The sequence below is a fragment of the Arsukibacterium sp. UBA5043 genome (genome assembly GCA_002415085.1).
Classification (GTDB): domain Bacteria; phylum Pseudomonadota; class Gammaproteobacteria; order Enterobacterales; family Alteromonadaceae; genus Alishewanella.
Genome location: DIBV01000009.1, coordinates 69,962 through 94,688, shown reverse-complemented (window position 1 = coordinate 94,688; position 24,727 = coordinate 69,962). Strand labels below are relative to the sequence as shown.

21 protein-coding genes are annotated in these 24,727 nt (G+C 46.0%); 8 read left to right on the top strand and 13 right to left on the bottom strand.

From position 1 onward, the window contains the following. From B2Q61_RS10190 to B2Q61_RS10175, 4 genes are all read right to left on the bottom strand, one after another. A complete protein-coding gene (locus tag B2Q61_RS10190) occupies window positions 1-1,731 on the bottom strand; it encodes a hypothetical protein (RefSeq protein WP_290619756.1) in 1,731 nt (576 codons plus the stop codon). Window positions 1,732-1,767: 36 nt separating this feature from the next. Then, entirely contained in the window at window positions 1,768-3,543 is a 1,776-nt protein-coding gene (locus tag B2Q61_RS10185; RefSeq protein ID WP_290619754.1) for a UvrD-helicase domain-containing protein, read from the bottom strand. 23 nt (window positions 3,544-3,566) lie between these two features. Continuing rightward, window positions 3,567-5,708: an ATP-dependent nuclease gene (locus tag B2Q61_RS10180; RefSeq protein ID WP_290619752.1), complete on the bottom strand. Its 2,142-nt coding sequence runs from the start codon at window positions 5,706-5,708 to the stop codon at window positions 3,567-3,569. A gap of 153 nt (window positions 5,709-5,861) precedes the next feature. Then, window positions 5,862-7,586 (bottom strand): DUF4041 domain-containing protein, encoded by a 1,725-nt coding sequence (locus B2Q61_RS10175; protein ID WP_290619750.1) that lies wholly within the window; start codon window positions 7,584-7,586, stop codon window positions 5,862-5,864. Window positions 7,587-7,818: 232 nt separating this feature from the next. Here B2Q61_RS10175 and B2Q61_RS10170 point away from each other — a divergent pair, with 232 nt between their 5' ends. The 5 genes from B2Q61_RS10170 (at window position 7,819) to B2Q61_RS10150 (ending at window position 10,776) form a co-directional block, all read left to right on the top strand. Continuing rightward, on the top strand, window positions 7,819-8,196 hold the full coding sequence (locus B2Q61_RS10170; RefSeq protein ID WP_290619748.1) for a hypothetical protein: 378 nt from the start codon (window positions 7,819-7,821) through the stop codon (window positions 8,194-8,196). Window positions 8,197-8,374: 178 nt separating this feature from the next. Then, entirely contained in the window at window positions 8,375-8,572 is a 198-nt protein-coding gene (locus B2Q61_RS10165; RefSeq protein WP_290619746.1) for a helix-turn-helix transcriptional regulator, read from the top strand. A gap of 16 nt (window positions 8,573-8,588) precedes the next feature. Beyond that, window positions 8,589-9,194: a replication initiator protein A gene (locus B2Q61_RS10160; RefSeq protein ID WP_290619744.1), complete on the top strand. Its 606-nt coding sequence runs from the start codon at window positions 8,589-8,591 to the stop codon at window positions 9,192-9,194. Between the two features lie 358 nt (window positions 9,195-9,552). Next, window positions 9,553-10,443 carry a hypothetical protein gene (locus tag B2Q61_RS10155; RefSeq protein ID WP_290619742.1) on the top strand — a complete coding sequence of 297 codons (891 nt, stop codon included), beginning with the start codon at window positions 9,553-9,555 and terminating at the stop codon, window positions 10,441-10,443. 3 nt (window positions 10,444-10,446) lie between these two features. Beyond that, window positions 10,447-10,776, top strand: a complete 330-nt coding sequence (locus tag B2Q61_RS10150; protein ID WP_290619740.1) for a hypothetical protein — start codon at window positions 10,447-10,449, stop codon at window positions 10,774-10,776. A 327-nt stretch (window positions 10,777-11,103) separates the two neighbouring features. On the opposite strand, the gene B2Q61_RS10145 is transcribed toward B2Q61_RS10150, so the two are convergent. Then, entirely contained in the window at window positions 11,104-12,426 is a 1,323-nt protein-coding gene (locus B2Q61_RS10145) for an integrase family protein (protein WP_290619738.1), read from the bottom strand. A gap of 381 nt (window positions 12,427-12,807) precedes the next feature. Between B2Q61_RS10145 and B2Q61_RS10140 the strand changes: the two genes are divergently transcribed. Both B2Q61_RS10140 and B2Q61_RS10135 read left to right on the top strand, forming a co-directional pair. Next, window positions 12,808-13,434, top strand: coding sequence for a protein-L-isoaspartate(D-aspartate) O-methyltransferase (locus B2Q61_RS10140; protein WP_290619736.1), 627 nt, complete (start codon window positions 12,808-12,810; stop codon window positions 13,432-13,434). 34 nt (window positions 13,435-13,468) lie between these two features. Next, complete coding sequence (locus tag B2Q61_RS10135) at window positions 13,469-14,770, top strand: erythromycin esterase family protein (RefSeq protein ID WP_290619734.1); 1,302 nt, start codon at window positions 13,469-13,471, stop codon at window positions 14,768-14,770. A gap of 45 nt (window positions 14,771-14,815) precedes the next feature. Here B2Q61_RS10135 and B2Q61_RS10130 read toward each other — a convergent pair whose 3' ends face one another. Genes B2Q61_RS10130 through B2Q61_RS10120 form a run of 3 tightly spaced genes read right to left on the bottom strand, consistent with a single transcriptional unit; the run spans window position 14,816 to window position 17,100 of the window. Next, a complete protein-coding gene (locus B2Q61_RS10130; RefSeq protein ID WP_290619732.1) occupies window positions 14,816-16,180 on the bottom strand; it encodes an MBL fold metallo-hydrolase in 1,365 nt (454 codons plus the stop codon). A gap of 38 nt (window positions 16,181-16,218) precedes the next feature. Continuing rightward, window positions 16,219-16,650: a YeeE/YedE family protein gene (locus B2Q61_RS10125; RefSeq protein ID WP_290619730.1), complete on the bottom strand. Its 432-nt coding sequence runs from the start codon at window positions 16,648-16,650 to the stop codon at window positions 16,219-16,221. A gap of 18 nt (window positions 16,651-16,668) precedes the next feature. Beyond that, window positions 16,669-17,100 (bottom strand): YeeE/YedE family protein, encoded by a 432-nt coding sequence (locus tag B2Q61_RS10120; RefSeq protein WP_290619728.1) that lies wholly within the window; start codon window positions 17,098-17,100, stop codon window positions 16,669-16,671. A 372-nt stretch (window positions 17,101-17,472) separates the two neighbouring features. Here B2Q61_RS10120 and B2Q61_RS10115 point away from each other — a divergent pair, with 372 nt between their 5' ends. Further along, window positions 17,473-18,138: a peptidoglycan recognition protein family protein gene (locus B2Q61_RS10115; RefSeq protein WP_290619726.1), complete on the top strand. Its 666-nt coding sequence runs from the start codon at window positions 17,473-17,475 to the stop codon at window positions 18,136-18,138. A gap of 102 nt (window positions 18,139-18,240) precedes the next feature. Here the strand turns inward: B2Q61_RS10115 and B2Q61_RS10110 are convergent, their stop codons facing one another. From B2Q61_RS10110 to B2Q61_RS10090, 5 genes are all read right to left on the bottom strand, one after another. Continuing rightward, a complete protein-coding gene (locus tag B2Q61_RS10110) occupies window positions 18,241-19,218 on the bottom strand; it encodes a trypsin-like serine protease (protein ID WP_290619724.1) in 978 nt (325 codons plus the stop codon). A gap of 201 nt (window positions 19,219-19,419) precedes the next feature. After that, window positions 19,420-20,940 carry a sensor domain-containing diguanylate cyclase gene (locus B2Q61_RS10105; protein ID WP_290619722.1) on the bottom strand — a complete coding sequence of 507 codons (1,521 nt, stop codon included), beginning with the start codon at window positions 20,938-20,940 and terminating at the stop codon, window positions 19,420-19,422. A 107-nt stretch (window positions 20,941-21,047) separates the two neighbouring features. After that, a complete protein-coding gene (locus tag B2Q61_RS10100) occupies window positions 21,048-21,719 on the bottom strand; it encodes an alternative oxidase (RefSeq protein WP_290619720.1) in 672 nt (223 codons plus the stop codon). 144 nt (window positions 21,720-21,863) lie between these two features. Next, window positions 21,864-23,324 carry an aminoacyl-histidine dipeptidase gene (locus B2Q61_RS10095; protein WP_290619718.1) on the bottom strand — a complete coding sequence of 487 codons (1,461 nt, stop codon included), beginning with the start codon at window positions 23,322-23,324 and terminating at the stop codon, window positions 21,864-21,866. A gap of 128 nt (window positions 23,325-23,452) precedes the next feature. Beyond that, on the bottom strand, window positions 23,453-24,637 hold the full coding sequence (locus B2Q61_RS10090) for a phage tail sheath family protein (RefSeq protein ID WP_290619716.1): 1,185 nt from the start codon (window positions 24,635-24,637) through the stop codon (window positions 23,453-23,455). Between the last annotated feature and the right edge of the window lie 90 nt (window positions 24,638-24,727).

Genomic DNA, 24,727 nt, shown 5'->3' with positions numbered 1-24,727 from the left:
CTATTCAATTATATCTATCTGCCCCAGATGTTTCTCAACAAGAAATTGATTTAAGGGTGACTCAGATCCATGGCGACGAAGAGCACGACATGTCTTGTTATAAATATCTTGATAGATCAAATCATGCCCTTGATCTGATGCGTCATGCATAACACCGAACCTCAGTAGATATGGAATTGCATCATCAAGATTAAGGTTGTTAGCATCGGGTTTCCGCATAAGCAGTTCATAGTAGTCTTCTTCCGATGCTTGTGGTGCTATTTCTAAATACTTCGTATCAATACGATTGATAGCTAAAGCGTAAAGTGCTTGTTTAACTGTTATCTCGGGTTGCTCTTGTGGAACAAAACTCTCGATACTCGAACTTATAGCAGGATGCAGCCCGGAAGTTGACTTGATAGAGGCTAAGGTTTCGGAGTTGATCTTACTCAGATACTGAGTGACAAATAGACTGATTTCGTTCCCAAACTCATCGAATAAACTCATCAAATAGCATATATCATTGAATTCTTTTATATGTATGCAAGGAAGATGTTCTTTCGCAGACAGGTAAAGATTTCTCACCCTCTCTTTTGCATCACAATTAGAAAAACCAGAATTCAGCTCAATGAGTGCTGAGCGATAGCTTGTTTCACGTCGATTGAACTGCGCTTGAGCTTCTAACTGATCAATATGCTTTACCAATTTACTTTTGTCGTGAATACCTGATGTAATACCATCCACCAGAGCGTCAAATATTGGTCCTGGTTCGTCGAATCCGGCATCCAGTAAAGTTTTATTCCATATTTTTTCCTGCTGTGTAAGTTTCTCATCAAATAATCCGTAGAGAGTGTGTGACTTAATATAATTTAAAGTCGGCACAGTGTCCGGCTGAGACGCGCTGCAAGCGTCAGATAATTGTATTAACACCAATGGATTCAGAACATTTGAAAAAGTATCTGGATGTTTACCTTGAAGAATTGGTAATATCTGCTCAACAGAACTTTTCAACTTCAATAATATTCTGATATTACATATATTCAGGTTGCAACATACTTCACTAAGAGTGTCGTATGCTAATTCGTGTTTTAAGTCATGAAAAGCAACTTCGAATGCTTCAGCAGCTGTCGGCTTAAGGACAAGCTCATAATCAACAACTTTTTCTTTATAACGTTTATAAATATCGCTTTGTATTTTGTTGCTGTTAAGCAATAAAACAATTTGAGCTTTTTTTGTAGTCTTCAACCTTTCTATTAGCCCCAATATTTCATCCAAGCTGAGTGCATTAGAGAGACGTTCTATATCGTCAAAACAGATTAGTGTATCTTCGTATGGCATTAACTTATAAAGTGGGATATCAAATCCAGAAATATACTGTGAAATTAGCGGGATACCACCTAGCCATTCTCTCACCCATCCAACAAACTTGAATAAACCTGTTGGGCCGGAGTTTTGAATTTTCTTACCTGTTTTCTTGATTGACGTAAGGACGGTATTGTAATCAGCTGGGTTGGCAGCTTTGTCAATGGGGACGTGATTTAAGAATATTTCCTTTTCGATGTTTGACACACTATCGATGCCAAACAAAGAGACATAGGAATACTTTGGCCTCGCTTTTATTAATCTAGTTTGGACAAAGGTTGTCCAAAGATAGGTTTTACCGACCCCCCAATCGCCAACAACCGCAAAAACCCCAGGTTTTTTATTATCAACATAATGCTGCAATTGATCGATAATATATTGAATACTCATTATTATTTTAACCTCTGGAAAAATTACACGGTGTGGCTATACAATGTCATAATCAAAAACACACTCTGCAAGTGTATTAGTTGGCGAGTAGGGACCTCGCCTGCCCCCCTGCATGCGTTGTTGCTCAGAAATTAGATAAAGATGTTTACGTGCTCGAGAACTTATAACGTACAGCAACTTTTTAGCACTGTTGATACCTCCATCAACCTCTGCTTCTTCACTAAAATGTGGAATCATTCCTTGCAACAGGCCAAAGGCTATTACAACATCAAACTCTGATCCCTTCACTCCATGAACGGTGTTAACGGTGATACCACATCCAGGTCGGAAAACTTTGCGGAAAAACTCTACGCCACCGATGTATTCAGCCCCTTCCTTGCGCAGTCGCGCAATCTTCGCAGCCGAACTATCAAAGAAAGCATGATGATGTTCGCAAAGCAAAGCGTGTAATTGCCATTCGATTCCGAGATTCTCCATCAATGACGTGAAAAACTCCCGAAGGTACTGCAGTCCATCAGGTTGATTCAATTTGATCATATTGCTCACCTGAAGTAGACGCTTAGCGGAAAGATCCCGAGTATTAATCCCTTGATTGGTTAAATCTCTTATTACCTCAGCCGCCCAGCGCGTCCGCCTTACATATTGTTCAGGAGATGCCTCAGTCAGCGCGATTCGCGACAACCGATACCAAAAATTTTCTTGATCACGACTAAAAGGAACCATGCCTGGGCCGTCAAACTCATACTCTGGCAAAGCGCTCGCAAGTCGACGTGTTATACCCGCTAACAGTATCCACCATGGTGCCAGTACACAAATTTTTTCCGCTGCAAATCCTTGGGCTGTGCTTAGCCTTATCAGCCTCACAAGTTCTGCTTCTAGTTGGTCCCTCACCAAATTGGTGTTATAGCTAATGCTGCTTTGGAAGGTCCTGTCTGAGGACGCTCCGCGAATGCCTGTCGGCTGAACAGTGAAATTCGAAAAATATCTGATTAGGCGGTCAGTGGATCGATAATTTTCTATTAGTGCACGCTCTGACAAATGCACGCCGCAGAGCTGTCGAAGTTCTTCGAACGGCATGGCGAAACCACCAAGTGAGGCAAAAATTGCCTGATTAGGATCGCCGACTACAAATAGTTTGGTTTGCTCAGCGCCGGCCCTAACTATCGTTGTAACGATTGTATATTGAATCCTTTTCGTATCCTGATATTCATCAATCAGCATCCAAGGAAAGATGTTAGCCAAAACTCTAGCGATCTGAGGTTGATTTATAATCAAACGCGTGGCATAAAAAAGTATTTGCTCAAAATCAATTTGCCTACTATCCTCTAGGCGATTGAAATATAAAGTAAAAATTTCGTGAAGACGCTCGTGTTTGGTGGGATCCCTGCAAGCCAACACGTATCCTTGTTCGGTGTAGTAGTATTCACAATCCCAATAGGTGATTCCTCGCTGAGTTCGACAAAGCTCTTCAAACAGCTTTTCTTGCTCATGGCTGTCCATAACCCGAAAACCAGATGCTAATGCAGGCTCATAAATGCCGTATGGCTTAAGTATCCATTCTAAACAGAAAGAGTGAATCGTTCCTATCCAAAGCTGTGAAGTGTCAACACCAAGTCCCCCGATACGTTCATGAATTTCATCAGCCGCTCGGTTTGTATATGTTAAAGCAATGATATATTGCCGCTCATTCTGCAGGCGTGAAAGTTCATAGGCGATCTTGTAGGTTAATGTTCTGGTCTTCCCGCTGCCAGGGCAAGCCACTAAAAAAACGCTGCCATCTTCGCGAACAGCTTCCGACTGTTCGTTGTTCAACTCGGTCGAAGTCCAGACAAACTTCAAGGCAGATCATCCAAAAATGCAAGGATTTGGTCGCCGTGAAGACCGGCAGCTGACTCTCTCCTTATAGTATTAAAATCAACTAGGCCTTTTCGATATTCAAGAAGGCGTTCCCAATAGCGTTGAAGCGCTGGCGGTGTGGCGTCGCCGCCCGGATTATTCATTGATACTCTGTACTTTAGAATGTTGAAGATCAAATCTTTTGAGAATGTGCCGTGTGCGAAGATGATTGCTTGCCTGATATACGGCGGAATAACGGTTCGATGATCTATCCGTTTACCCAAAAGAATAGCGAACCAACCTTTGCCTTCATAGTTAGCCATGGCTAGCACACGTTTTCCAAACTGAGTTGGATCAGCCGAACTTAACTCAATTATGGATTGAGCGCGCGTTGCGGGTTGAGTATAAACATCATTAACTGAAGCGACTACTTTGTCTGCATTGCCACATGCAACGAAGTCAACTTCGAAAGTATTAGTAGCATAGAAGGCGTCCAGCCATGCGTTACCGGCTGTTTGTTCATCAAGTTTTAATTTTCTAGCAGCACCAACCACTTGGGATCTTAAAAGTTTATTTTTTAATTTCGACGTATCAGGGTCGTCACCAGGTAGAGGGAAAGTGTTCATAAATGCAGCGTCCAAATCTGTGATGATTGCACATCGCCGACGGACTCTTAATTCGTGGAACAGCACTGAAACATTAGCGAAGCCGGTACTACCGATATTTATCAGGCTGATTCCGAGTTCATCTAGGCTAACTCCCAGTACCTTCTTCACCATCACCGGAATAAGAATTTCTTCAGCATCGCCTTCAACTAGCAACACACTCTTTGCAAATAGAAGGTTACTACGGACTGCGTCAAGGTAACGCTGAACATTCCCTACCTGGTCGGGGGTAAGACCAGCAGATGGCTGAAATGCGTCACAAACCGTCCCGTTGCGCCCCAAGATGTTGACTCTCTCGATGTTACTTACTTCTGAGATATGCGTTGAGTGTGTCGAGTATATTATCTGTGCTCCAGCGTATCCGATTCGATCGAATAGTGTTTTCTGGACGTGTGTATGTAGATGCGCTTCCGGCTCCTCGATTAGAAGAAAATTCGCAAGTGCTTTACGCTCGTGTTGATATTTGAACTCTAAAAGCTTCAGCGTCAAAAAAATGAGATTTGCACCACCAAGGCTAAGTTCCTGAATGCCCCCCTCATGGCTTGAGTCAAACTCTCCAACAAAAAGTTTAAGCGACTGAAACAGTAAATCGGCTTCGTCTGGGAGAGCAGATTTGATTGCTAGTAGAGACGGAGAGTAGGTCTGGCCCGCTGCTCCATGAATTGTATCCATGATATCAGTTCGAACAGTTTGCACATCCTTCAGCTGCTCAATTTCTGTGTTTAATTGCTGTGCACGCTCAACAATTGGTTGAAACTGGACAGAATCAATCTGGCCACTCTTGCTCTTTAGCAGGGTTAAAAGTGGGTTGGTCCGGTTATTGTGGAACTCGGAAATTACGTCTCGCAGAGCTTGAATAAAAGTGAATGAAACTTCCTTTGTCACCGACAATAAACCTGGGATACGAGCACCTAATTCCGGAAATTCGACTTCACTAGAAAATTGAGCATTGGCAAAGTCACCTACTATACGGCGATAAAATGCAGGATTTGAGAAATCTGCATCACTTCTTCCCGTGAATAGGGTTTCATAATCGTCAATTGTTACTCGCTCTAGAATTGCGTTCATTCCATCAAAGTCAAAATCCGCAAGTGCGGCCAAGTTCATTCGGACCTGTTTATTAGGCCGAAATATCAGGTTGTACGTAGCCTTCTCTACCACCCCATCATGCTGCACGTTCCCCGTTCCGTGAATAAAAAGCGCTTGTACCGCCTCATCTGTACTGATGTCTTCAAACTCGACGCTGATAATGATCCAGTGGCCGCGCCAGGAACTGAGGCCCCGGTAGAAGTCCGACTCATTAAGTTTGTATGAAGCTCGAACCATATTGTCATCAAGCATCAACCTAATTGCTCTTAATACATTCGACTTTCCAGAACCATTTTCACCTATAATGGTATTGACGCCTTTACTAAATCGCAGTACCGCGTTCGAAAAATTTCGATAATTTATAAGAGTTAACTTTGAAATATGCATCAGTACCTTACGATCCTTGTTCCGTTAAAATATTTAGTAAAATCAAGCCATAAATGGAACAATTGCGAAATCCTTAAAAATAGGACAGATGCAGAATCACGTTCGTGATCAGCAATAGTTGCATTTTGAATAGCTTAGTCCAATTCAATTAAATTACTCCAACTCTTCTTCAACCTCTTCGGCATCAGAAAAATCAGGTTCAAACTCTAACTGATGCCGCATCCACTCAGCAGCTACGGCCGGGTCGCTTTCAATCAACTTTTCTATTTCGAGTGTTTCCCGGTACTGAGCGGCGTCTGCTGCCATTGTCCAACTGCAGTTGTGGCCGCGTTCTTCAACATGGGTTCTGATATCAGCGATGCCGATTTTGAAAAACTCTTTTCTGGGATTTATTTTATTCATCTGAGCCCGGAGGAAATATCGATGCAGATCTCGCTCCAATGCCGGCGCATCTTCACTCCAAATCATTGCATGGACATCAAACGGGAATGGGACACTGGCGTCGCCGAGTTCCCGAACCCGATCAAGTGGCTCAAGCCGTCGTGTCATGCCCACTTTATAGACGTGTTCACCGAATGAGCCGACATTAGAGATCACGTAAACATGGCCAGTTTTGGTTTGCTGCGCCATTGATAATGCGCGTTGGTTTCTCGCTTCAGCTTCAGTCAGTTTACCCTGAAGTTCACTCAGCATTAGCTCGTATTCAGCCCGCTGCTCTTCGGTAGCCTTCTCAAGCTGAGTACGCATTTTATCAACCGCCTTTTGTATTGCGGCTTCTTCTTTGGCTGCATCTTTAATGGCGCGCTCAAACTCACGCCGAGCTTTCTGCTCTTCTCTAATCTGATCTCGTATTCTGCGCTGCTCTTCCCGCTCGTTTTCCCGCACCACATTGACTGCTGTAATCCAGTGCAGCTCATCAATCCGGGCCGCCAGGTATTCATCCGTAATTCGGGCACTTCTGAAAGCTTTACCGTTGTGATTCACAAGCGAAGCGGCATCGCGTATTTCAGCTTCCAACTTACCGAAGTTATCCGTTTTGGAGCGCGATAAGATTGAGTCAACCTTGCCGTTAAACGCATCTATAACAAAGTTGATAGCCGTTTTTGCCCGGCCTTTTTCAACATAATCACAAGTGGCAGCACGCTCGGTGGTCACAAGCAACTTTGTCCGTTCTCTTGCTAGCTTTAACTCCCGACCCGCATCCTCAAACGCATACATTTCAGCTAACTCGTCAAGCAAACCATAAGTGGGTTTCATATGCTCATCACCATAGCCATTCACGACGTTTTTTAATGCCTGTATCACGCTTTCTAACCGATCAGCCTCCCGCAAGGCTCTGTAAGCATCCCCAGCAACTTGTTCGGCGCTGGCTTCTGCCTTGGCGATTATAATTGCCGCTTGTGCATTAGCCTCGGCCAAGAGGGCTGCCGATCGTTCACGTTTCGACTTAGTATCAGCGTTAGTGTCTCGCCGAAGCACATCAGCTTCCAACTGTGCTGTACCAATTATCGAACTAGCCTCATTGTTGGCTCGCTGAAGTAAATCGGTGATTTGTTGCTGGCATTCGTTTTCTCGGGCAAGGATTTCAGCCTTTAAACGCTCAAGCTCTAAAGTGGTATCCCGAACATCAGTAAACTGAGATAACGACTTAACCTCGGCGATTAAGTCGGCAACCTGGCTGGTAAGTTTGTCCCTCACCGATTGAAGTGACGCGAAGTCTTGAGTTAATGCAGTATGAGTTAACTTAAGGTCAGTGTATTCCTCAGTTTTCTGCTTCAAACTGTTTTCATAAGAATCACGGTTAACCGTAAGCCGTCTAATCAGTTCAATTATGATAATAAAAAAGATAATGGCAATTACAACACTCAACTTGTCCATAAGCACTCCGGTTCACTTCCATATAAAGAGGTTAATTTTGGCCCTATAAGCCAAACATTTAATACCATATCACCAATTAGAATTTACTCAAGCAACAATAAACAGCAGAAATACAATAGGGTGCAGTTCAGAAAATACTTGCGGCAGTGTCAGAACTATTTAGAATAAAATTTGGCATGCCAAATTCCTTTTTAAGGAACTTGGTTTGCCGATTGGTCATCCTGGAGAGTACATGAACACTGACAATCTTTATCAGACAGCAGAGCTACGGCCATTTATACCGGCTATTTTCGAGTTACAAAACCGCATTGCTGGCATCGAGAAGTACCGCGAACCGCTTGGCTTTGAGCTGGCTGAATCTTATGAGACTGAAGAGCAACTGTTTCACGATTTATTCAGCCAGAAAGCCTTTGCTTTCAAGGTTAGCAACGAGCGGGAAGAGTGTTGGGATATTCTGATTGAAACCTTCAGTCAGTTTGCGGCACGGAGTACAGACCTGACCTTTGCTGCCAAAGGCAATAGCCCCGAGCGCTTACAAGCAATTAGCCGGTGGCTGCTCCTGCTTTGTGACTGGAACCAGACAGGCATTGTAAACACTACTAAGCACTGAACATTTTCCTGAATTGATAACGAAATAATTTGGCATGCCAAATTTTTCTCTCTCATGCAGCGCATGAGTACCTATTTTAATTAAAACCCCACGAAATTCACCCCAGCTTTTCGCTGAAATTTTGGAAAATATTCTAATAATAGGTAAGCACTTTGACTGACAAGTAAGGAAAGTGCTTATGAAACCCTTGTTTTATCGCATAGAGGAAATTGCCGCACTGCTGCATGTTTCCAAGCAGACGCTTTACAACCACATTAATCACAACAAAAAATCGGCAAATCAATACCCGATCCCTCCGCACATCAGGATTAACGGCAGGCTGTTATTTCCGATCAACGACTTTGAAAGCTGGGTTAAAAACCAGCCCAGAAACTAAGGCGGGCTCCAAGCAGATGGAAGAGAAGGTATTTCACTGTGGCAGATCCACAAGAGCGCTTAAGTCGGATATTTTCACCCTGGAATATCCAATATTTGCATTGGATGGCAAAACGCAAGACTCCCCGCTTCACTATGAGCATAAAGGCATTACCATAGACATCACCGTGAAGGAGAATAGCGAGGGCATAGGTCGAGCCACCATTAAGGATAAAGAGATTTTAATGTTCTGCTTTAGCCAGATGATGCATCAAAACGTGCTCGAAACTGAGAAAACTTATATGGCTTCTTTTACTATTTATGATTTTCTGATGTCCGTCGGGCGTGGCGTTTCTGGGGCCAATTATCAGCAAGTCTTCGACGGCCTAAAAAGACTATCGCATACCTATGTGCTGACCAATCATTTGTTTAATGGTAGGCGCAATTACCAGTCGTTTAGTCTGATAGACAAATACGAAGTCAGTGAGACACTCGGGTATAGCACGATAACAATTACACTCGGCAGTTGGCTTACACGACAAGCTATTGCTACTCCTAAAAAAATATTAACGTTACGATCAGACTATCTGACGCTTAAGCGGGCATTGGAACGCAAAGTATATGAGTTCTACCGAAAACGCTGAGGGAGCAGAAAAAACCATTTGAGATAAGTATCGATAATTTTCGACAGCGAATAACCCACACGACATATCCTAAAAAGTTTATCAGGTTGATAAAAGTTTTGAAACGGATCATCGTCGAGATTGCCAAAATCAATGGATTACTGCCTTCCAACTACCTGACGAAGTTGTTCGAAACTGCTAACAACAAACACCCACAGGAGGTAAATAAACTGCTGCCGCACGGATCGAAATTACTAAACAGTCATACCTTAACACACAGTTGTTGCTAAATTACATACTAACTACTTTTAAAAAATATTGACACAATTAAAACCATAAGTAATATATATGTTTCTGATTTTTACAATTTGAGGTAAGTGTGCGTAAAATATTTTTTTGTTTACTATTGATGATTAGTCATGTTACTTGGGCTGGAGAGTTAAGCTATCAAATAGAAATCTGCGACTTTTGTACTATTAAAAGTGATTTCGAGCAAGTCGCGTTAGATAAAGTAGATGCGAGGTATTACAGCAAGGTGGTTGTTGTCAATATAAATCAATCAATCTCTTATGCTTTTAATATGTTGGTTGAGTACGAGCCCGGAAGAGTCTTTAAAAAAGCATTTTCATCCTCTGTTCCATCAGAGATTCTTGAATCTATTCTGTTATATAAAGAAGTGAAAAGTGCGATAGAGAGCGATGGTTCTATGATGTATTCTAAAATACCACTTCATCTCTCTGCTGCTAGTTATCCAAACGGTGGTGGGAGTATTTCAAGTAATTTTTCTTGTGAAATAAAGGGTAACACCAATCCTGTGCCACCGTATATTGCAAACTCTGTCAAAGATTTGGATGGTGATATAGACAACACGCAGAAATTAGTCCGCGAAATGTTGAGAAGCACCTATCTGTCTAATATATTTGGTTTAACAAATACTGCAGTGAAAGCGACTATATCACAGTTTTTCCTGAAACGTCCTTTGCTAGTAACTACATCTTTTAACGACGGTTCTTCAATCCAATGGCAGACTGGGGACTTGTTGGGGACCTTACCATTTATAATGCTTCCTGATACTGCTATGGACTCAAATTGTAAATTAATAGAAATGTCCAATAATAATTTCTTATCTATAGGTGGCGGGGAGTATTTTACTAACAATATGATTCCAGATGGTGGCGGGTTTGTTTCCCAGTGTCGGATGACATTTACTAACTCAGGTATGGGAACTAAGTTCGTATCTAGTCTAATTTGTTATTGGGTGAGGTATTAAATCATGAAGAAGTCTTTTCTAAATATTACAATTTTTTTGCTCGGTATTTTTTTAGGGGCAACAGCAGCGGCTTTGCTGCTCACTAACTATCAAACTTCCAGTTATGTTAATTCAAAATTAACGGAGAGCTACGGGCTGTATCAACGTTTTTCTAAGGCTGCTACGGAAGAGCAACGCTCGCTTGTGCTAAGACAACTGCTAAAATGTGATTTACAGAATTATCAGCAAAAGATGAATATGGTTTTAGGTGGTCGGTCAACTTCTGATCAAACTATCCAAAAGCTAGTTGCAGAAGCAGAAAGTATAACATCGGATACATCCTGTCCGTGGTAAGTAATACTTATAATCTCCCGGAACGCAGATTGTAGAAATCTATGCGTAACATAAAAAGCAGGTGCAGAATATTTAACACCGTCGCGCTATACAGCAATCACGCTTCTTGGTGTGGTTGCTGATACGCTTACGGCACAGTTTTCATTTTTTGCATAAAATTTTGTAAACATCCATTCTTAATGACAGCCAAAATAGAAATATTTAACTTGTTTGGTGATTTAGTTAATTTTCGGATGATTGAACACCAAAAATTGCACTTGTCTATCATGGTTTTGCAGTCATATCTTATTAATCATCCCACGCGGTAGTAAAAGTGTATGTTGAGGTTTAAATTCCGAACACCTCTGTAAATATACGAAGTTTCTGCTCTTTTGTCATTCCAGATAACAAAGTCTTGATGTTATCCATGTCAGCGACAGGAGGTTCAGATACATCGATACCGGCATACTGATTTATTCGCGCTACAATGCGCTGAGCAGGTTCCTTCAACTCCTCTGCCGTGAGGACTGTATAGCCCGCTGTAACGTCGTTACGGCCGGTTTTATGGTTTAACAACCGCTTGATTGTGTAGGTACCAATACCCAGGCTTTCTGCGATTGAGCAGTAGGTTCGGCGTAGGTCATGCAGGGTAAAGCTTAATTCTGCCAGTTCGTTGATCTTTTGAATCACCTTTTTCGGCTCTGTAATGCGGCCTAAGCGATTATTAGCCCCAAACACGAAGTCCGTAACCTTGTATTCCTTACGTCGCTGCAGAATGGCTTTTAAAGGCGCGGTTATTGGCAACTCAAGATCATCATGGTTTTTGGTATCGCGCAGAATAAACAACTCGTCTTTCAGATAAACATCCTGCCACTTCAGTTCTAAAAGCTCAGTACGGCGCAGGCCGGTATAAGCGGTAAACTCAACGTAATCACATACCGCTACAGTGAAATCCTGCCGGTAGGCGATAGCGTCATCACGTAGCGTATTTATCGCCTGCAGAAATGGCGTTAACTGCGATGGCCTAAGCCTAGTCTGGCGACGGGCCACGTTATTCCAGGCGCGCTTTTCAGATAACACTACAACCGGGTTTGCCGGAAACAAGGTACGGTTGGCCGAGTCTTTGTATTCCGCTTTGGCAAAGTTAAACAAGGCACGCATCGTACGCATGGTGTAATCGGCTTGTGCCCTGCTCGACTGGCTGAGCTTTTGATGGCGTTTATACACCATATCTTCACTGATATCGGCCATCCGCTTTTGCTGCCAATCAGCAAGGTAGCATTTCATTAATTGCTGATAGCCGCGCAGTGTGGTGTCTTTTAAATCACGCTGCTCAAGAAAACGCTGGAATACTTCAGACAGTTTGACTGAGGCTGCGCGAAACTGTCGCTTGCTGTCATTTGGGTTGATACCATCTGCCATATCAGCCATCGCTTTTCGCGCCAAGCGGCGAGCGCTTTCTACGGTTAATGCCGGAAAGTCCCCCAAGGTGACTGACAATGGCGTTGCCCTGCCCGCCAGCTTTTTATAAACCCGAAAAGCTTTTTTGCCGGCAGTGACATCGAGCACCAAGCCTGGCATTTGGGTATCATGCCAGCGGGTGCGTTTTTCGGTGATGGGTAAGGCTGAAATTTCAGCTTCGGTGAAGCGAATATGGTTGGTTCTGGTCATAGCGGTGCTACCTCTGTGCTACTTTCAATGCAAAATCGACGGCGTTGTTTTGCAACGCATTTATGCATCAGAGGTAGCTAACCAAGCAATAAGCTGCTGAATTAGCTATGTAATTTAGTAAAAGTCTATTTCAATCAGTAAACAGCAGTAAACCGCCTTCGAAGGCCTCATAATCGATCGGTCGCTGGTTCGAGTCCAGCTGGGGCCACCATTTCAAGCTACTTTCTGTCATGCCTTAATTATCTGGTTTATTGTACACTCTCAGTCATCATACCAATTGCTGCAGGCTTGCCTTTTCCCGGCCTTTGTTACTACCCTTAATATTTAACTGGAATTTGAACCGGAGATATTTTTATATAACGCAACAAATGGGTAACCCTTATGAATACTAAGGAAACCATGATTGAACGCCATCTTAAAGGCAGAGATATTGATGACCCCAGAGTAGTAGCGGCAATGCAAGCAGTCGACCGCACCGTGTTTGTGCCTGAACAGCTGCACTCTTATACCTACGAAGACCATGCACTGCCAATAGGCAAATCCCAAACTATCAGCCAGCCTTATATTGTGGCTTACATGGCCCAGGCACTCGACATTAAACCCAATGATAAAGTGCTGGAAATTGGCACTGGCTGTGGCTATAACGCTGCTGTGTTAGCTCAACTCGCTAACAAAGTATATTCGATCGAAATAATTGGTTGGTTAGCCGAACTGGCCAAAAACAACCTGCAGAAAATCGATAGCCGTAATATCGAAAGTCGCCATGGTGATGGTTATGAAGGCTGGCCAGAGCATGCGCCTTTTGATGCAATTGAGCTGACTGCTGCGCCGGCAGTCATTCCCGACAGCCTGAAGCAGCAGCTGAAAATTGGTGGCAGGTTGCTGGCGCCGGTAGGCAAGTTAACCCAGGAACTGGTATTGCTGGAACGGGTCAGTGAGCATGAATTTAAAGAAACCAAACTATTACCGGTGCGCTTCGTGCCGATGACCGGCAAAGTGGACAACTAACGAAGATGGACTCCGTGATTAACCAGGGAGATTAATGATGACAGATTCAATTATTAATACCATTAAGCAATATAAACACGACTTCGATAATACTGACGATTTACGGCCGCTGCTGGAAGCCGTTAAAGACAAAAAAGTAGTGATGCTGGGCGAGGCTTCCCATGGTACTCACGAGTATTACAAATGGCGGGCCCGGATATCAAAAATACTATTAGAGCAATACGGTTTTGATTTTGTGGTGGTTGAAGGCGACTGGCCGCCCTGCTATCAGCTGAACCGGCACGTAAAACACTACGCTGATGCCATTGCCAACACGGAGCAGGCGCTGAAAGCGTTTCAGCGCTGGCCTAGCTGGATGTGGGCTAACTGGGAAGTACATGAGTTTGCTAAGTGGTTACGGGAGTTTAACCAGTCGCAGGATGACAACCAGCGCAAAGGCTTTTACGGATTAGATGTATACAGCCTGTGGGAGTCGATGGACGCCATAATGAATTACCTGCGCGATGCAGACCCCGACGCTTTTGAAATTGCGAAAACCGCAATGCGCTGCTTTGAGCCTTATCGTGATGAAGATGGCCAGCGCTATGCTATTGCCACCCGGCTGGCCCCTGAAGGCTGTAGTGATGAAGTCAGTAAGTTATTAACTGAAATACGCAGTAAAGCCCCTGCTTATGACCATGATCGGGAAGACGCCTTCAGTGCCGAGCAAAATGCCACCGTTAGTAAAAATGCTGAACATTATTACCGGGCCATGGCCAGCGGCAGTGAGTCTACCTGGAACCTGCGTGACCAGCATATGATGGACACCCTTAACCGCCTGATGGCCTTTCACGGCAAGGATGCTAAGGGTATTGTCTGGGCGCATAACACCCATATTGGTGATGCTTCCTATACCGATATGGCCAGCCAGGGCCTGTTTAATCTTGGCGAGCTGGGTCGCAAACACTATGGTAGCAAGCAGATAGCCCTTGTCGGCTTTGGCAGCTATCAGGGCAAGGTACTGGCCGGCAGCGCCTGGGGTGCCCGGGTTGAAAACATGCACTTGCCCCCCGCCCGGGAAGACAGCTGGGAACATCTCTGTTATCAGGCCGGCAAGCAGTTCTTTTTACACTCTGCCGATTTGCAGTCAAACCCGGCCCTGATGCGGCGCTTTGCCCATCGTGCGGTTGGGGTAGTGTACAACCCCCGGCAGGAACGCTTCGGTAACTATGTACCGACGGTGATCCCGAAGCGCTACGACCATTTTGTTTTTTTTGCCAACAGCCAGGCCCTGCACAATATCAATATTAAGGAAGATACGACTAAGCTTCCTGATACTTATCCGCACGGGCTTTAGCTTACTTACCTGCCGGGTTTTCGCGATGGCGGCCTTGTCGTTTGTTCATTCGACAGGCAAGCCAAGCGCGCTCCAGGCTTTCATACCGCCTAATAAATTACTCACATCCTGAAAACCCGCTTTTAGCAGAATACTGACACCCAGACCGGCCCGGTGTCCTACCCCACAGGTCACGACCACAGGCCGCGTTTTATCTAAGGGTAGTTCATTGAGTTTATCGGCCAGATAGCCAACGTAACAATGCAGCGCACCGGGTATATGGCCACTGTCAAATTCGTCAATCTCACGTACATCCAGCACTTGCGGTGCGTTATCCATATTATGTAGCACCGCCGGAGTTATCGCGCCGCTATGCTCCACGTCCCGTCCGGCGTCCCGCCAGCTTTCAAAACCGCCGGCTAAGGCCCCCTGCACATTATCCAGGCCAATGTTACTTAAATGTCGTACTGCATGATCTACATTATCGTTACGATCTGTCACCAGATAAATTGCACTGTCCGCATTACCAACCCAGCCCCCAAATACCGGTAAGCCGCCAAGCCAGATACTGTGACTGTCCGGAATATGACCGCCGGCGAACGCTTCCGGCAAGCGGGTATCGTAAATATAGTTGTTCTGCGATTTATCGGCAAAAGAGTCGGTATTTAAAAGGCCAACATCGCCCTGTCGCAAGGTTGGTGGTAAGCCGCCCTCTAAATTGACCTTCTCCATATGGCGGAAATACGGCGGTCTTGGCAAGCGCTCGCCGCCTTTTTTTTCAGCAAATTCTTGCCGCGACAGCGTAAAGACATCATTATAGGTTTTTTCATCGCCAAGCGTTGACCAGGAACGTTTGGCCATACCACTGCCACAAACCGAGCCCGGGCCATGGGCAGGCAGAATAAGTGCTGTATCGCCAAGCCCGGCCAGTTTGTTGTGTACCGCATCATATATCCGGCCTGCATTTTCTACAGATTTATCTTCGTCTGGCAGATCAGAGCGGCCGGTGTCGCCAAAAAATAAGGTATCGCCGGTAAATATTGCCCAGGCTGATTCGGCGTTATCGTCTTTATAGACTGCATAACACATACTTTCCGGCGTATGGCCGGGCGTGTGGAACGCCCGGACTAACAGTTTGCCCACGTAAAAGGTATCACCGTCCTCAAGCCGGCAATCGCCATGCCCAAAGGTGTCATGGTTGCCGTTGTAAATTCTGGCGCCGGTGCGCCTGGCCAGCCAAGCCGCCCCCATTACAAAATCTTCCTGCCGATGAGTCTCAACGATATGAGTAATCCGGGTTGCGATATCTCTGGCGGTATCCAGATATTTCTGCACGTGCCGGCTCGGATCCACTAACATTGCCTGCTCACCATCGGCCAGCAGCCAGGCATAATGGGCAATACCCGGCGTTTCTATACGTCGTAGTTCCATTGAGTTTTCCTCCTGTGCAATTCCTCTTAGTTTTAATTTCAGCCGTCGTCTGTTTTAAATTTAGTGCTACGCCAATGCTGCAGCAACATGCCAGCTATCATGGCAATGACAAACAGCAACACTTCAGCCTGTAACGTTGTTGCAGCTACAATCCCCGGGCCCGGGCAAAAACCGCCGAGTCCCCAGCCAATGCCAAAAATAGCAGCACCGACGATCAATTTGGCGTCAATGGTTTTGTTTGCCGGGATATCGAAGTTATCAGCCAACAAGGGCCGGCTGCGACGGCGAGCCCAGTAGAAACCCGGGATAGCCACCGCAACAGCGCCTCCCATCACCAACGCTAATGTAGGGTCCCAGCGAGGCCCCCAGTCCAGAAAGTTTAGTACCCGCGCCGGATTACTCATCCCCGATACAATTAAACCCAGGCCGAATACCATGCCACAGAGCAATGCGATGATAAGTGTTTTCATATGCATTCCGTTGATAAGTTAGATGAAGTAACGGACGGTATTAGTAGTAATGACTGCCGCCCCGAAAAAAACCAGGGTCGCGACGATTGATCTGGGCGAGAATCGCGCCAGTCCGGCAACGCCGTGACCGGATGTACACCCACTGCCCAGCCGGGTCCCAAAACCGACCAGTAAACCAGCTACGCCCATCCATATAGCACCGAATTGTGTTTGCACCTCAAATGGACCTGCAAACAGCAGGTAAAGTGGTGCTGCTAATAATAAACCGGCCAGGAAAGCGAGTCTCCAATGTTGCTCCAGGTGTTTTTTGGTTATCGCCCCGGCAGTTATGCCGGAAATACCGGCAATTTTGCCTATAAACATGAGTAAGAGCACCACGGCAGTGCCTATCAATAGGCCACCGGCCAAACCCGCCCATGGCTCAAAAGGTGTGCTGGTCCATTCGTTCATCTTTTGTTCCTGGAAATACGGTCCTGAAAAATATCTCTGGTCTGGCTGTTGCCAGGACTCCCCGGTAAATTAGCGTTGCCTATGCATAATAAATACCGGTATGCATAATAAATGCCGGTATTCAAACCAGCCCTGATCTGACTGCTAATCGCCGCGTAAGCCACTCCACCCGTTAAAAAATTGAAATTTACCGTGCAGCTCTATGATATGGGAGTATTGAAAAACATGCGTTTGTGCCTGCATATTTTACCCGCGATGATAATAATTACCTTGTAAGCAGCAATGTTAATCTCTGCGCCAGACAACACTTGTCATTTTGTGCGATAAATTGCTTAATAGTCTGGGTTCTGAAGCATATGAAAAGGAACAATCATGAGAAAACTGGCGCTATGTTTACTGGTGTTAATTCCGCCTTTATCTGCCAATAACACTTTACCTGACGATTTGCTGATTATGCAAAAGCCAATTGTGTTTGATGCCAAGCGCAAAGCGCTGACCCTGCAGTATATGCAACAGCGCTATAACATGGTGCAGGATGAGCCCACTATTAAACCGCGGATGGTGGTGGTGCACTGGACCGTTATTCCAACTTTTGAAAAAACCTTCGAGGTGTTTAACCCGCCAGAGCTGCCAGCTGCAAGAGACGGGATCCGGGCCGGGGGGGACTTAAATGTTTCCAGCCAGTTTGTTATCGACCGCGACGGCACTGTTTACCAGCTAATGCCGGAAACGACCATGGCACGGCATACCATAGGCTTAAATTACACTGCCATTGGCATTGAAAATATCGCAGATGGTAACAGCCTGCCGATGACTGCTGCCCAGCTGGCAGCCAATACCAAACTCATTAAATATCTGGCCAGCAAATATCCGATAGAATATGTGCTGGGCCATAGTGAATACCATCGTTTTCGGGATACAAGCTGGTGGAAAGAAACCGATGCCAGTTATTTTACTGAAAAAAATGACCCGGATATTGCCTTTATGAACCGGCTACGCAGCCAGCTAAGCGAGCTGTCACTGAAGCCACTGCCTTGATAACTACAATACGTTAGTCAGCAATACTAACTTTGTTATCCCATAAAAAAATCCACCTGTTCAGGTGGATTTTCTCAGTAAGTTATTTAGCAAAAGCCACTGTTAGCTGCGGCGCCGACGCGTCCACAACATGGTTAGCCCAAAACCAAATAGTGCCAGCGTCGCCGGATTGGGCACCGCCATCACCGTAAAGCTTTGTATCCAGTCAACGTGATCGCTAACCCGCACAGAGCCAAAAATTTCGCCATATTGGGTGGTAGATGGACGATACAAACCACTACCAAAAGAATGGACGCCAGCAAGCAGCCACTCACCGCTTTGCTCAATAAAGGCTGCACCACCTGAATCGCCGCCGGCAATACCGTATTCCATGTCCAATGCACCACTTTGCGAGGTTATGCCAAAACCAAACACGCTATAAGCATAATTTACAAAACCATTGTGGGTAATGCCAGTGTCGGGGTTGATTGCAGATTGATCAGGATGATCAAAATCAGACAACAGAATTTGCTGCCCCGAACCCTCGTCAGAATAAAGGCCATCAACCAAATTCTGACCGGCACGACGGGTTCCCGGCCCCGCCGTTACACCCGTTAATCCGTTGCCGGTAGCTCCGTAGCCAACATGCGTGGTTACTGCACCACTCTCATTGTTGCCGTTATACAATTTGGCAGGCGTTACATCAAACGGATTGTCGAAATACATCAAACCAATATCCCAACCGCTCCATAAATTAGCGCCGGTCCAGTTTTCATGAGCGGTCCAATCTGTTGCTGTGTGTGCAACGTGGCCTAACAGTGTCGTTCTGTCTGCATTAAATTGTGGCAGTAAGAATGTCATACTCAGGGCGTCATCCACACAATGCCCTGCCGTCAATACCCAATTTGTGGCGATTACGGTGCCGCTACAAATGTATCCACCCGCCGGGGTGTCGAATAAAATGGCACCGACACTGTCGAACTGTTGGTTGTAAGAAAGCTGCCGGTAGGCTATATCACTAACATCATCACGAATTACTCCAGCCATTGCATCAACAGACAATAAGGCGAGCATGGACGCGAGCACTACTTGTTTTTTCATTATTATTATCTCTCGGTTCATTTTTATTATAATTACATCAAGTTACATTTTTCGGCATCAGTCAAGCAAAAAATAAACCACAAATATTTTTAATATAAAATCAACAACTTAACTTTAACCAATTATGGAAATGTAAAAAAATCTGACACAAAATAAGGTGTGATGTAAAAAAAGCAAGCAAAGAATAACAATTTGAACTGATTAATATTTTGGCTGTTGGCGGCGCTGTTGCTTATCTTTATACATGGCCGCATCGGCCTGGCTTAGCAATTTATCGCCGTCGGTAATGTCACCCGGCTGCCATTGCACCAGCCCTAGACTGGGACCATTGTAATTCAGGCTAAGGTTGCTTAGCACGAAGCGACCACTGGTAGCAGCACGGATCCGTTGAATTAAATGTTGACCCTGCAGTTCTGGCGGACTCCCGGCTGAAAACTGGCATAACATAACAAACTCGTCCCCGCCGTGACGGGCGGCAAAATCACCACTGCGCATCGCTAAGCGGATCCGGTTAGCAAACTCCCGCAAAAACTCATCGCCGGTTTCATGGCCATAACTATCGTTTATGGCTTTAAACCCATCTAAATCAATAAACAAAATGAAAAAACTGATTTGCTGACGCGCTGAGCGGGCTAACTGGCGGGCCAATTCGTTAAACAAATACCGGCGGTTGGGCAGTGCTGTCAGGGCGTCGTGCTGTGCCTGATATTCCAGTTGCTGATTTACCCGGGTAAGGGCCTGATGGTCAGCCAGTCTGCTGGCCATTAACGACAATGAATTACTGATTGCCGACAGCAATACCTTATTTTCAGACTCTGCGGCAGCCCCAGGGCTGAGCAGCGCAAAAATAGCGGCTGTCGGGGTGTATTCAGCAAATATTTTAAGCAATACCGCATTTTGTCCAGGCAGCAGTAAGGTATCGAATTGTTGCTGCACAGCTTCTGACACGGAAATCGGAATAATACTGCGACGCCGGGTTTCAACACTCAGTTCAGCCCGCAATGTTGAGACCACCTCCTGCCAGGCTTGCTGATCCGGGGCAATCGCAATATAGTCATCTTCTACCAGTTCAAAGGCAATCGCCTGAGTACAAAAACCACTTTCCATCATATAGCCGGCAGTTTGGTTCACCGTCAAACTCAGTGACTGGCCACCGACACAAAGCTCACTGATTCTGGCGAACAAGGTAATCCGGTTAAGCTCTGATTCGGCCTGCTCAGCCCTTTTCGCAATTAATTTTGCCTGATCTTCGCGGATAAGCTGATGCGCAATAAGATCAGCACACAATTGCAGCAATTCAGATAAATGCGGCATGCCGGTGAGGGCAATATGGTGCGAACTGGCACCACACAGCGTGCCAAAAACACTGCCATCCTGATTTTTTACCGGTACACTGATATAGCTTTTTAACCCCAGTTCCCGGGCCGCGTCGGAATCGCCCCAGCAACCCGCGACATCTTCGGTAACAAATTGCTGGCTCTCCAGTGCTCTTTTGCACAACGTGTCATGCCAGGGCACAGTAAGTTCTTCCGGCAGTGTTAACGCCCCGGCATTGTGGGCAATTAAAATATGTTGCACACCGGCTGTTTCATCAATAGCAGTCAGGTAGGTCGATTCAAGACCGGTTATCCGCTGCAGCAGCGCTAACAACGGCCGGGTTAACCCTTCAACGGTATTGGCGGCTGCCACAAACTGGGCAAGTTGTTCAAGCTGTCTGTCCATTGATAATTCACTATATTAGGAAAATACGTCTAACTAACAAAGCCTTAGTTAAGGTTAGTTGCTAACAGATAATCTGACAATGCGTGCTGCAAGACTATTTGTTGATGCTATTCAGCGGCCAGCTGATTAGCAAAATCGTGGTTCACGTCGCGATGACCTGCTTCATCCGCACGTACGGCAATAATCACTTCACGCAGGCGGGCATCTGCTGCTAAATTCCAGTAATCAATCGCAACCTGGGGCGCGGGGATATTGGCAATAACCTGGTTATCCACTTCCTGCAGATAGCAACTGTAACTGTATACCGCCTCTTCTTCAAAATACCCTACCAGACGGTGGGCGGTTTTGGCCGAAACAATGTACAGCACTAAAAAAAAGCTGAAAAATACGCCTTGAGCCAGCAGGATAAGAAAACGCTCAAACCAGTTTGGCTTAGCAATTTTGATGAAGGTCATCAGATGCATCCGTTCATTTTCGGCTTCATCTAACAGGGTGCGGATCCAGCCGTGGTCTTCTTCCATCCGGCGTAAACTGCGCATATGGCGCAGCATACCTGCCACCATGCCTGGTACCCCGGCCACCGTTTCCAGAATAACGGCGCGATGGCCGTAACGCTTGGCAAAAAACGTATCGGCACAAAAACGCAGCATTTTGGTTAGGCGAAAGGCAATGCGGTCGGAAATATTGGCAGGCTTGTGGTGTGACGCGAGTGGATCATCAGGACTGGTGCTACTGTTGTTGGCGTTAACGTTTTCGGTCGTGTCATCCGGTGCAGACATCGGTAGCTCCTTTGGTGTTCAGAATAAGTAAACAACATTGTTTCTACGGTGGCAGCGTTAACCTTAACCTGGCCTGAGCCTGGCCATTTACTTGTTGGCAAATGACCAGATTAACCCGCTCTACCCCCTTACTCCCGGGTGTATTCAGGATTTCGGCGGAATACGCTCCAGCACGGCCAGCAGTAATTGCCAGTACTGGCCGACGGTTTCAATATTGACCATTTCATCCGGTCCGTGTGGATATCGGATAGTAGGACCAATGGAAACCATATCCATTTGTGGATAAGGTTTTTTAAACAAGCCGCACTCTAAACCCGCGTGAATAACCATAATAACCGGCTGTTTCTGATATATATCCTGATAGGTATCATTAACGATTTTCATCACGGCCGAGTCCGGATCCGGCTTCCAGCCCGGGTAGGCACCACTGAACGTGACCTCTGCTCCGGCCAGTTCAGCCAGCGACGTTAACATGGTTTCGACATGTTCACGACCCGAGTCGATTAACGAGCGAATTAAACACAGTACCTGCACCTTATCGCCAACGGTGCTGATAACCCCCATATTTAGTGAGGTTTCAGTCACACCAGGCACATCGTCGCTCATCCGCATGACGCCATTCGGACAGGCATGCAGCAGGTTTAACAGTGCTTGCTGGCTGGCAGATGTCATTACCTGCTGTGGCAGACTGGCTTCACGCAGGCTGAATTTAATCGCAGGCTCAACAGCGGCCAGTTCGGTTTGAGCTAACTGCTCAAAAAAACGGATTTTCTGCTGCAGTAAATCAACTTTATCAGCGGGCAAACAAAGGGTTACCTGTGCTTCGCGTGGAATAGCGTTACGCAGTGAACCGCCGGAAAATTCACTTAGCTGCAATTGCAGTTCGCGGGCTTCAGCCACTAAAAAGCGGGCCAGCAGCTTGTTGGCATTACCCCGCCCCAAATGAATATTTACCCCGGAATGGCCGCCTTTTAAGCCGCTTAAACTAAGGGTAACCGCTTGCGTTTCAGCCGGTACCGCCTGCCAGTTAACCGGTACGCTAAATTCAGCATCCACCCCGCCGGCACAGCCCATATAAATTTCACCTTCCTGCTCTGAGTCGGTGTTAATTAATATTTCAGCTTCCAGCATACCCGGCTCCAGGCCAAAAGCTCCGGTCATGCCCGCTTCTTCGTCAATGGTTAGCAGCACTTCTAACGGGCCATGCTTTATTTCATTGCTGCCGAGTATCGCTAAAGCGGAGGCCATACCAATGCCATTATCTGAACCCAGAGTAGTGCCATTGGCGGTTACCCAGTCACCATCAATATAGGCCTCGATGGGATCTTTAGTAAAATCATGTACTTTATCGGCATTTTTTTGCGGCACCATATCTAAATGAGCCTGAATAACCACCGGTTTGCGGTTTTCCATGCCTGCGGTAGCAGGCTTTTTAATAATAAGATTCCCCACCTTATCCTCAACCACATTTAAACCAAGCTTGCGGGCCCAGTTCTGAATGAACTGACTTAATGCCTGTTCATGTTTTGACGGATGAGGAATGGCACAAATCTGTTCAAACCATTGCCACAAAGGTTGCGGGTATAAAGCACTTAATCCAGCCACGAAAAACTCCTGCAAAGGGCTATCTGAAAATTAGCGGCAGTTTAGCATAAGCAAGCAGCCGAGTTGAGGGCTGCTCTGACGGGCAATAGTAGCGCAGCTGAGTACTGTAAAGTTGCGCTGCCAGCAGGTTATGGCGGGCTGAGCGAATAGCGGAGCCTGATAATGACAAATTCTGCCGGTTTAACCGGGGCAAATCCCAGCTCAATGATCAGCTGCTGCTGGCTGATGTCTTGCTGGGTCATGGTTTCATTCAGGCCACAGCGAACAAAAAAGGCTTCCTGGTGTGTGCTGCCCTGAAATGCCCCGGCCCGGAACAACGTAATCATAAAATTACTGATGTTGCGCCCTACCGCCTGCCACAACGGTTGATCATTTGGCTCAAATACTGTCCATTGCAGGCTTTGTAAAACGCTTTGCTCGATAAAAATGGCGGTTCGCCGCACCGATATATAACGCCACTCCGTATCGGCCTGGCTGGCTAGTGTGCGGGCGCCCCATAATACCGTACCCACCCGCGGTAAGGTGCGAATGCAGTTAATACCCAAAGGGTTAAGTTGTTGCTGTACGCTGTCGTCAATGTTAACAGCCAGGCCGGTAATGCCGATTAATTTAGCGGTAACCCCCGCAGGGGCTTTCCAGACACCATAACGGCCGTCACTGCGGCAGTATAGACCCGCTGCTACGGCTGCCGGCGGTATAGTCAGCGTACCTTTTGCCAGCGGGTTTGTTATGGTTAACCAGGGATAATACAGCGCGGCAAAGCTTGATATGGGTAAGCCTAGGGTATTTGTAGCGGCAGCACTGCTAAGTTGCACATCAGCGGCTAAATCCATCAATAACATGCACTGACGCTGTTGCTGGCAAAATGCCAAGCTGGCACTGATCACCGCATTGTCTGGCGAATTTTTATTGCTATTCCAGTGCTGTCCTGGCAGCAATAGCAGGCTGTAATCATGTAAGGTTGCCATTACGGTCTGATAAAACCGGGTATAGTCATTTACCGTCAGGCTGGCAACATTATTATCCTCATCCTTGCTGGTCAGTCGGCAAATATAGGCGTCTTTGCCACCATTGCCGAAAAATGCCATAACAGCCAATGTCATCGCATCGGCTTGGGTAGACTGATCAGCATCTGCAGAGCCCTGAAACAGCCGCTGATACTCGGTAAAACTGCTGATTAGCACCGGCTCACTAACCGGGCCACTGGCGGCACAACCAACAAACATAACAGTACTGGTCGACACCGCTGTAACAGGTTGGGAACTGGCCGGTATTTCATTAATGTACACACCGGGCCGAGTGTAATCTGGCATGATTTTGCTTTCCAGAGTTGCAGGCTCAGCGCTAAAGATAGTCAGTAACAAACACTATTGCTAATGTTACACCGTGCTTTTTTGTCGACG

What these genes read in the sequence shown, in the direction of transcription:
- B2Q61_RS10145 (WP_290619738.1), bottom strand. Translation starts at nt 12,426, where the DNA reads ATGACCAGAACCAACCATATTCGCTTCACCGAAGCTGAAATTTCAGCC.
- B2Q61_RS10110 (WP_290619724.1), bottom strand. Translation starts at nt 19,218, where the DNA reads ATGAAAAAACAAGTAGTGCTCGCGTCCATGCTCGCCTTATTGTCTGTT.
- B2Q61_RS10120 (WP_290619728.1), bottom strand. Translation starts at nt 17,100, where the DNA reads ATGAACGAATGGACCAGCACACCTTTTGAGCCATGGGCGGGTTTGGCC.
- B2Q61_RS10090 (WP_290619716.1), bottom strand. Translation starts at nt 24,637, where the DNA reads ATGCCAGATTACACTCGGCCCGGTGTGTACATTAATGAAATACCGGCC.
- B2Q61_RS10175 (WP_290619750.1), bottom strand. Translation starts at nt 7,586, where the DNA reads ATGGACAAGTTGAGTGTTGTAATTGCCATTATCTTTTTTATTATCATA.
- B2Q61_RS10165 (WP_290619746.1), top strand. Translation starts at nt 8,375, where the DNA reads ATGAAACCCTTGTTTTATCGCATAGAGGAAATTGCCGCACTGCTGCAT.
- B2Q61_RS10100 (WP_290619720.1), bottom strand. Translation starts at nt 21,719, where the DNA reads ATGTCTGCACCGGATGACACGACCGAAAACGTTAACGCCAACAACAGT.
- B2Q61_RS10160 (WP_290619744.1), top strand. Translation starts at nt 8,589, where the DNA reads ATGGAAGAGAAGGTATTTCACTGTGGCAGATCCACAAGAGCGCTTAAG.
- B2Q61_RS10170 (WP_290619748.1), top strand. Translation starts at nt 7,819, where the DNA reads ATGAACACTGACAATCTTTATCAGACAGCAGAGCTACGGCCATTTATA.
- B2Q61_RS10125 (WP_290619730.1), bottom strand. Translation starts at nt 16,650, where the DNA reads ATGAAAACACTTATCATCGCATTGCTCTGTGGCATGGTATTCGGCCTG.
- B2Q61_RS10150 (WP_290619740.1), top strand. Translation starts at nt 10,447, where the DNA reads ATGAAGAAGTCTTTTCTAAATATTACAATTTTTTTGCTCGGTATTTTT.
- B2Q61_RS10130 (WP_290619732.1), bottom strand. Translation starts at nt 16,180, where the DNA reads ATGGAACTACGACGTATAGAAACGCCGGGTATTGCCCATTATGCCTGG.
- B2Q61_RS10105 (WP_290619722.1), bottom strand. Translation starts at nt 20,940, where the DNA reads ATGGACAGACAGCTTGAACAACTTGCCCAGTTTGTGGCAGCCGCCAAT.
- B2Q61_RS10180 (WP_290619752.1), bottom strand. Translation starts at nt 5,708, where the DNA reads ATGCATATTTCAAAGTTAACTCTTATAAATTATCGAAATTTTTCGAAC.
- B2Q61_RS10190 (WP_290619756.1), bottom strand. Translation starts at nt 1,731, where the DNA reads ATGAGTATTCAATATATTATCGATCAATTGCAGCATTATGTTGATAAT.
- B2Q61_RS10135 (WP_290619734.1), top strand. Translation starts at nt 13,469, where the DNA reads ATGATGACAGATTCAATTATTAATACCATTAAGCAATATAAACACGAC.
- B2Q61_RS10140 (WP_290619736.1), top strand. Translation starts at nt 12,808, where the DNA reads ATGAATACTAAGGAAACCATGATTGAACGCCATCTTAAAGGCAGAGAT.
- B2Q61_RS10115 (WP_290619726.1), top strand. Translation starts at nt 17,473, where the DNA reads ATGAGAAAACTGGCGCTATGTTTACTGGTGTTAATTCCGCCTTTATCT.